The 7,082-nt window shown below is 71.5% G+C and carries 6 protein-coding genes; 5 read left to right on the top strand and 1 reads right to left on the bottom strand.

Annotation, left to right across the window (positions count from 1 at the left end; translation table 11 throughout):
• Window positions 1-605, top strand: a 605-nt coding sequence (locus tag CM1CMNOD_RS12065; protein WP_278045207.1) for a carboxyl transferase domain-containing protein, incomplete at its 5' end; no start/stop codon positions are given.
• A gap of 260 nt (window positions 606-865) precedes the next feature.
• On the opposite strand, the gene CM1CMNOD_RS24025 is transcribed toward CM1CMNOD_RS12065, so the two are convergent.
• A complete protein-coding gene (locus tag CM1CMNOD_RS24025; protein ID WP_013873908.1) occupies window positions 866-1,345 on the bottom strand; it encodes a hypothetical protein in 480 nt (159 codons plus the stop codon).
• 465 nt (window positions 1,346-1,810) lie between these two features.
• On the opposite strand from CM1CMNOD_RS24025, the gene CM1CMNOD_RS12080 reads away from it, so the two are divergent.
• From CM1CMNOD_RS12080 to CM1CMNOD_RS23660, 4 genes are all read left to right on the top strand, one after another.
• On the top strand, window positions 1,811-2,548 hold the full coding sequence (locus CM1CMNOD_RS12080; RefSeq protein ID WP_013873909.1) for a TetR/AcrR family transcriptional regulator: 738 nt from the start codon (window positions 1,811-1,813) through the stop codon (window positions 2,546-2,548).
• A complete protein-coding gene (locus tag CM1CMNOD_RS12085; protein ID WP_013873910.1) occupies window positions 2,545-4,356 on the top strand; it encodes an MFS transporter in 1,812 nt (603 codons plus the stop codon). Before CM1CMNOD_RS12080 ends, CM1CMNOD_RS12085 begins: the two co-directional genes overlap by 4 nt.
• Before the next feature lie 169 nt (window positions 4,357-4,525).
• A complete protein-coding gene (gene aceB / locus CM1CMNOD_RS12090) occupies window positions 4,526-6,151 on the top strand; it encodes a malate synthase A (protein ID WP_013873911.1) in 1,626 nt (541 codons plus the stop codon).
• A gap of 442 nt (window positions 6,152-6,593) precedes the next feature.
• Window positions 6,594-6,866: a WD40 repeat domain-containing protein gene (locus tag CM1CMNOD_RS23660; RefSeq protein WP_013873912.1), complete on the top strand. Its 273-nt coding sequence runs from the start codon at window positions 6,594-6,596 to the stop codon at window positions 6,864-6,866.
• Window positions 6,867-7,082 lie beyond the last annotated feature (216 nt).

Genomic DNA, 7,082 nt, shown 5'->3' on the forward strand with positions numbered 1-7,082 from the left:
CGGTCGGGGTCATCGCCAACAACCCGATCCGCAAGGGCGGCTGCCTGGACTCGCTGAGCGCGGAGAAGGCCGCTCGGTTCGTGCGCATGTGCGACGCGTTCGGCGTGCCGCTGCTGGTCGTCGTCGACGTGCCCGGCTACCTGCCCGGCGTCGGGCAGGAGTGGGACGGCGTGGTCCGCCGGGGCGCGAAGCTGCTGCACGCCTTCGCCGAGGCGGTGGTGCCCCGCGTCACCCTGATCACGCGGAAGTCCTACGGCGGGGCGTACATCGCGATGAACTCCCGTTCACTGGGTGCCACCGCCGTCTACGCCTGGCCGCAGGCCGAGGTCGCCGTCATGGGGGCGGAGGCCGCCGTCGGGATCCTGCACCGCAGGAAGCTGGCCGCCGCCGCGGACGACGAGCGGCGCGAGGAGCTGCGCGTCCAGCTCGTCGCCGAGCACCAGCGGGTCGCCGGGGGCGTCGACCGCGCCCTGTCCATCGGAGTCGTCGACGAGGTCATCGACCCGGCCCGCACCCGCCGTACCCTCGTACGGACCTTCGCCTCCGCGGACGAGCGGCCGGCCGCGGCCGGCCGCCGCGGCGGCCACAACAACATCCCGCTGTAGCCCGCGCCGGCCGCCTGAGAAGAGGCGTGACACCCTTCACCCGCTCCCGGGGAATCCTCTGTGCCGCTGGCAGGAATCCCCGCCGGAAGCCCCCGGCAGGAGGGTTCCCGGCGAACGGACCGCCGGGAACCCTCCTTGGGACGAAAACCCGGAATCACCAGCCCGGGTCCAGCTGGTCCGGGCTCAGTCCGGGAAAATCAGCCGAAGAAGTCCGGACGCCGGTTTTGCCACTGGTCTCAGTACCGGCCCCACCACTGGTTTTACGACTCTTGCTGCGGGTCCTCCGACCCGCCGAACGGTTGTCGTGGCCCACCAAGCGGTTCGGAGGGCTGGCTGAAATCCCCCGTCTCACCACCCTGCTCCGCCTCGGCGCCCGGCTGCCCGCCTGCCTCCGCCGTGGCCGGCCGGGCGCCCTCGCCCTCGGCGCCCGGCTGCGTCCCCTCACCCCCGCTCTCGGCCTGCCCGGCCTGCTCCCCGGGCTGCTCAGGCCCAGCTTGCTCGGGCTGCCCAGCCTGCCCGGCTGACACCGTGGCGGCGACAAGTTCACGCAACCGCGTCTCGACGTAGGGCTCGGTGTGGTGTGACCTGTCGGCGATCCGCCGTACGAGATCGTTGACGCTGGCGGCGGCGTCCAGATCCGCGGTGCTGACCTGGACGAACTGATCGAGAATCTGATGGCGAATCCGGTCCCAGTCCGCCCGCAGCTGCTGCTCCAGCTCCTGCGCCTGCTGCTGCTCCATACGATCGCCTCCAGCTCGAGCCAGCTATTTGTAGGAATAAAACTACTTCGCTACCGTGCAGCGTCAACTCGAGACAACAGACGCATCAGCGCACTGTTCCCGGCGCGCCAACCGGCCTATTCCGCCGGAACACCCCGGTCAGGTCGATATCCGCCGCGACGGATGTTCGGGAACAACTCCGTCGTTTTTCCGAACAAAAGGGCAAGCCTGTCATCGGCGACGCACCGGCAACACCCACCACCGGCCGTCCGATCCTCGCCACAAGGCCTTCCTGATTTTATGGGATGTTCCCGTTTTTATCGGCTCGCGCCCGGCGGCCGGGCGCACGGCCGCCGCGACAGCGGCCCCCGGACCGGCTCCCGCCACCGCCGACAGCGACAGCGACAGCGACAGCGACAGCGACAGCGACAGCGACAGCGACAGCGTGAGTTGACAAGGTTAAGTTGACGCTGGCAACCTTCGTCCATGGTGTCAGCCGGGCGGACGAGGGCGCGCCGGGGTGAGGGCGGCCGACTGGCCGAGGAGATCCTGTTCGCGGCCGAGGCCCTGCTGGTCGAAACCGGGGACGAACAGGCCGTCACCGTGCGTGCGGTCGCCCGCCGGGTCGGTGTGACGACGCCATCGGTCTACCTGCACTATGCCGACAAGGCCGCGCTCCTCGACGCCGTCTGCCTGAAGGTCTGGGGTGACCTGGATGAGCGGCTGACCGCCGCCACCGCCGGCGTGACGGACCCGTTGGACGCCCTGCGCCGGTGCGGCATGGCGTACGTCCGGTTCGGGCTCGACCATCCCGTCCAGTACCGGCTGCTGATGATGGGCCGACCCCTCACCCATGATGAGAGGTGTGCGGCCGGGGCGGCCGGAGCGGCCGCGGCGACGACGGCCGCCCGAGCAGCACTCAGGCAGATGAGCCGGGCCGTCCAGGACTGCGTGGACGCCGGGGTGTTCCGCGGGGAGACGCGCCCGCTCGCGCTGAGCCTGTGGGCCGCCATCCACGGCTGCGTCTCGCTGCTGCTGAGCAAACCCGAGCTGGACTGGCCGCCGGTCGAGGACTTCGTCGACCACACCGTGCGCATGGCCGGGCTCGGCACCGCGCTGATCAGTCGTGTCGCCGTTCCCGGCGGCAGCTACGGCAGCGCGGCCATCACCACTGAACTCGACAGGACCGTCGACCGTCTCCACCACCGGCAGGAGCAACAGTGAGCAACCCAGCGGTACCGACCACTACCGACGAGGCAGCGGCCGAGCCACCAACCGGATCGCCGGCCGAGCCGCCGGCCGAGGCAGCGGCCGGCTCGCCAGCCAAGGCAGCGGCCGAGCCATCGGTGACGTCACCCGCCGAGCCCGCCGAACCACCCAGTCCGCCCGGCGGGTCGTCAGCCGAACCGGTGGTCGAACCGGTGGTCGAACCGGTGGTCGAACCGGTGGTCGAACCGGTGGTGACGTTAGCACCCGAGCCACCCGAGCCAGCCCCCAAGCCACCGGCCGCGCCACGGAGCGGGCCGGCGGCCGGGCCAGCGACCACGCCGTCAGCGGCCCCCGGCGGGAAAGCGGCGCCGGTGCCCCCCGACGAGCGGCGGGCGCCGAGGAGCGGGCGCGCCCGCGCGGTTCTCGCCATCTCCTCGATCGGGGTGTTTGTCGTCTTCCTGGACGCGACGATCGTCAACGTCGCGTTCGAGTCGATCACCAGGAGCTTCCACACCACGACCGCGGGCCTGGCCTGGGTCCTCAACGCCTACGCGCTGGTCCTCACCGCACTGCTCGTCCTCGCCGGGCGGCTGGCCGACCAGTTCGGCCGCAAACGGCTGTTCCAGATCGGGCTGATCGGCTTCGCGGTCACCTCCGCCGCCTGCGGGCTGGCGTCCGGCACCGCCGTGCTCATCGCCGCCCGGGCGCTGCAGGCGGTGTTCGCCGCGATCCTGGTGCCGTCGTCGCTGGCCCTGCTGCTCCCCGAGTTCCCGCCCCACAAGCGCTCGGCCGCGATCGGGATCTGGGGCGCGATGGGTGGGCTCGCCGCGGCCAGCGGACCGGTCCTGGGCTCGGTGCTCGTCCAGTATCTGTCCTGGCGCTGGGTGTTCCTGGTCAACCTGCCGATCTGTCTGCTGGCTGCGCTGGTCGGCGCGCGGGTGCTGCGGGAGAGCCGGGACACCGGCGCCACCGGCATCCCCGACCCGTTCGGCATCCTTTTCGTGACGCTGGCGCTCGGCGCCGTCGCGTTCGGCATCATCGAGGGGCCGGACTGGGGCTGGGACGACCCCCGCGTCATCGGCGCGTTCCTCGTCGCCGCGGTCGGCCTGCCGCTGTTCGTCGTCCGGACCCGGCATGCCGCCCGGCCAGCCGTCGACCTCAGCCTGTTCCGGGTCCGCACCTACAGCGTGGCGAACGCCGGGATGCTGACGTTCGCCACCGCCTTCTTCGCCGTCACCCTGGCGAACATCATCTTCCTGCAGACGGTGTGGCACTGGTCGGTGCTGCGCAGCGCCCTCGCGGTGACCCCGAGCCCGCTGCTCGCCGGTGTCGCCGCCCCACTGGCCGGCGTGCTGGCCGACCGTTTCGGGCACCGCGCGGTCCTCGTCCCCGGCGCGCTGTCCTTCACCGCGGCGATGCTGCTGTTCGCCACCCAGATCGATGCCACCCCGCACTACGTCACCGACTGGCTGCCGGCGGCCCTGCTCACCGGTGCCGGCATCGGGCTGACCCTCCCCACGCTCGGCAGCGCGGCTGCCGCGTCGCTGCCACCGGCCCGGTTCGGGATCGGCAGCGCCATCAACTCCTCGTTCCGGCAGCTCGGCGCCGTGCTCGGGGTGTCGGTGTTCGTCGCCGTCCTCGGCACGCCGTCCCCCGCCTCCGCGCTCGACGCCTTCCAGCGCGTCTGGTACGTGATGGCAGGCGTCGCGGCCCTCTCAGCCCTGCTCTGCGCCGCCGTCCGCACCCGCCCCCACCGCCCACAGGCGGCGCGCCAGTCACAATCAGCACAGCAGCCGCAGCCGCAGCAGCCACAGCCGGCGTAGCCGAACGGATCACGATAGATTCGTGACCGCTTCATTCCTGCCCCTGCGTCCACCTCCACCTCGGGAGCATCGGGAACGGGGAGCACCGACGGTCTGACGAGAACTTCACCGAAGCGTTCCACCGCGCGAAACCTTCTTCTGTCGTCCGAGATTCCTGGAATTCCTGGAGATGCGTGTGGCCGAGCCTGGCGTCCCGTTCCCCGACGTTCCCGCCGGTGTGGAGATCACTGGCCCTGTCGGGGAACGCTTCGAGGAGATCCTGACCCTCCCGGCGCTGGCGCTGGTCGCCGATCTGGAGCGCCGCTTCGGCCCACGGCGGGGTGAGCTGCTGACCCGGCGCGACGAGGTGCAGGCCCAGCTGTCCGCCGGCGCGAACCTGGACTTCCTCCCCCACACCAGGGACGTCCGCGAGGGCGACTGGCAGGTCGCCCCGCCCCCGCCGGGCCTTCTCGACCGCCGGGTCGAGATCACCGGGCCGACCGACCGCAAGATGACGATCAACGCGCTGAACTCGGGCGCGAAGGTCTGGCTGGCCGACTTCGAGGACGCCAACACCCCCCTGTGGGAGAACATGGTCACCGGCCAGCTCAACCTGCGCGACGCCCTGGACCGCACCATCGACTTCACCAGCGGGGACGGCCGGCGCTACGCCCTCGCCGACACCCTGGCCACGATCGTGGCCAGGCCCCGCGGCTGGCACCTGACCGAGAAACACCTGCTCGTCGACGGCCGGCCCGTCTCCGCCGGCCTGTTCGACTTCGGGCTGTACTTCTTCCACTGCGCGCAACGGCAGCTCGACGCCGGCGGGGGCCCGTACTTCTACCTCCCGAAACTGGAAAGCCATCTTGAGGCGCGGCTGTGGAACGACGTTTTCGTCCACGCCGAGGACGCCCTCGGTTTTCCCCGGGGCACGATCCGCGCCACCGTGCTCATCGAGACGATCCCGGCGGCCTTCGAAATGGAGGAGATCCTCTACGAGCTGCGTGAGCATTCCGCCGGGCTGAACGCGGGCCGCTGGGACTACCTGTTCAGCATCATCAAGAAGTTCCGCGACCGGGGTGAGCGGTTCGCCCTGCCCGACCGCAACGCGGTGACGATGACCGCCCCCTTCATGCGCGCCTACACCGACCTGCTGGTGCGCACCTGCCACCGGCGCGGCGCCCACGCGATCGGCGGCATGGCCGCCTTCATCCCCAGCCGCCGGGACGCCGAGGTCAACGCCACCGCCCTGGCCAGGGTGCGCGCGGACAAGACCCGCGAGGCCGAGGCCGGCTTCGACGGATCCTGGGTCGCCCACCCCGACCTGGTGGCGTTGTGCCGGGAGGTCTTCGACGGCGTGCTCGGCGAGCGCCCCAACCAGCTCACCCGCACCCGCGAGGACGTGCGGGTCAGCGCCGCGGATCTCCTCGACGTCGCCTCCGCGCCCGGCGAGCGGACACTGGCGGGCCTGCGCAACAACGTCAGCGTCGCCCTCCAGTACCTGCGCGCCTGGCTGCGGGGCACCGGCGCCGTCGCAATCTTCAACCTGATGGAGGACGCGGCCACCGCCGAGATCGCCCGCTCCCAGGTGTGGCAGTGGCTGCGCGGCGGCGTCGTCCTCGACGACGGCACCCCGGTGACCCGCGAGCTGGTCGAACGCATCGTCACCGAGGAGCTGGCCACGCTCCGCCAGACCCTCGGCGAGGGCTACGACGCGACCGGCTTCGAGCAGGCCCGCGCCCTGTTCACCGAGCTCGCCCTCGCCGACACCTTCACCGACTTCCTGACCCTGCCCGCCTACGACCGCCTGCCGTAAGGGATGCCGTAGGTAAAAGCCGTCACTGGCACGACGTTTTCCACCTACGGCCGTGAAGCCCGTAGGTGGAAAACGCTGCTGCCACGACACTTTCCACCTACAGCTCGGGGTATCCACCGGCCGGCCGCCAGGACGGGGCATCAGGGCCGGTTGTCGGATGGGCCGTTGTCGCCGGGGTTACGCTGATCGTCGCGGGACGGCCCCGACGGGTGACGACGCCGGCAGGGTAACGGGGGACAGCGTGGACGAACGACAGGAAAACGGCCCGGCGGGCCGCGCAGACGCCGTCCCACCCGTGGATGCCGCATTACGAGCCTGGGCGACCGCACACGCCCGCACCGTGGGCCGCACGGGCGATTCCGCGGGAGTCCCACCTCCACCCGACAGCGTGCGGCCAACCAGACCGGCTCCTCGCTGGGACACCCCATGGACCCCGGACGAGGTGACCGTCGTCGAGCCCCCAACCGTCCTGACCGGCCACATCGGCTGGGTCCGGTCGGTGGCGTGGGCGACCGGCGGCGACGGCCGGCTGCTGCTCGCCACCGGCAGCTACGACGGCACCGTGCGGGTCTGGACGGTGGGCGTACCAGCACCGCGGCCGCGGGTGCCCGCGCGGATCGATCCGGCCGGAGCGCCGTTGCGTACCGCGGCGGCCGGGCTGGTCCTGCTGGGTGCCGCCGGGCGTGGCCTCCCCTGTCCTTGCTCGCGGGCCTGACCACCCTCACCGGCTGGCCCACCACCGGCTCCACCACCACCGACGGACCCGCTGCCACCGGTAGCCCCCGCATCGGACCGGCTATCACTGCCGGCAGTCATGCAACCATGTCGTGCGCCTGCTGACCACCCACACCCCCAGCGACGAACCCCCATCAGCCCCAACCAGACCAGCAACCGAACCAGCGGCACCCGTCGCGACAGCCCCGACCAGTGA

The organism is Protofrankia symbiont of Coriaria myrtifolia (assembly GCF_900634755.1).
Lineage (GTDB): Bacteria > Actinomycetota > Actinomycetes > Frankiales > Frankiaceae > Protofrankia > Protofrankia coriariae.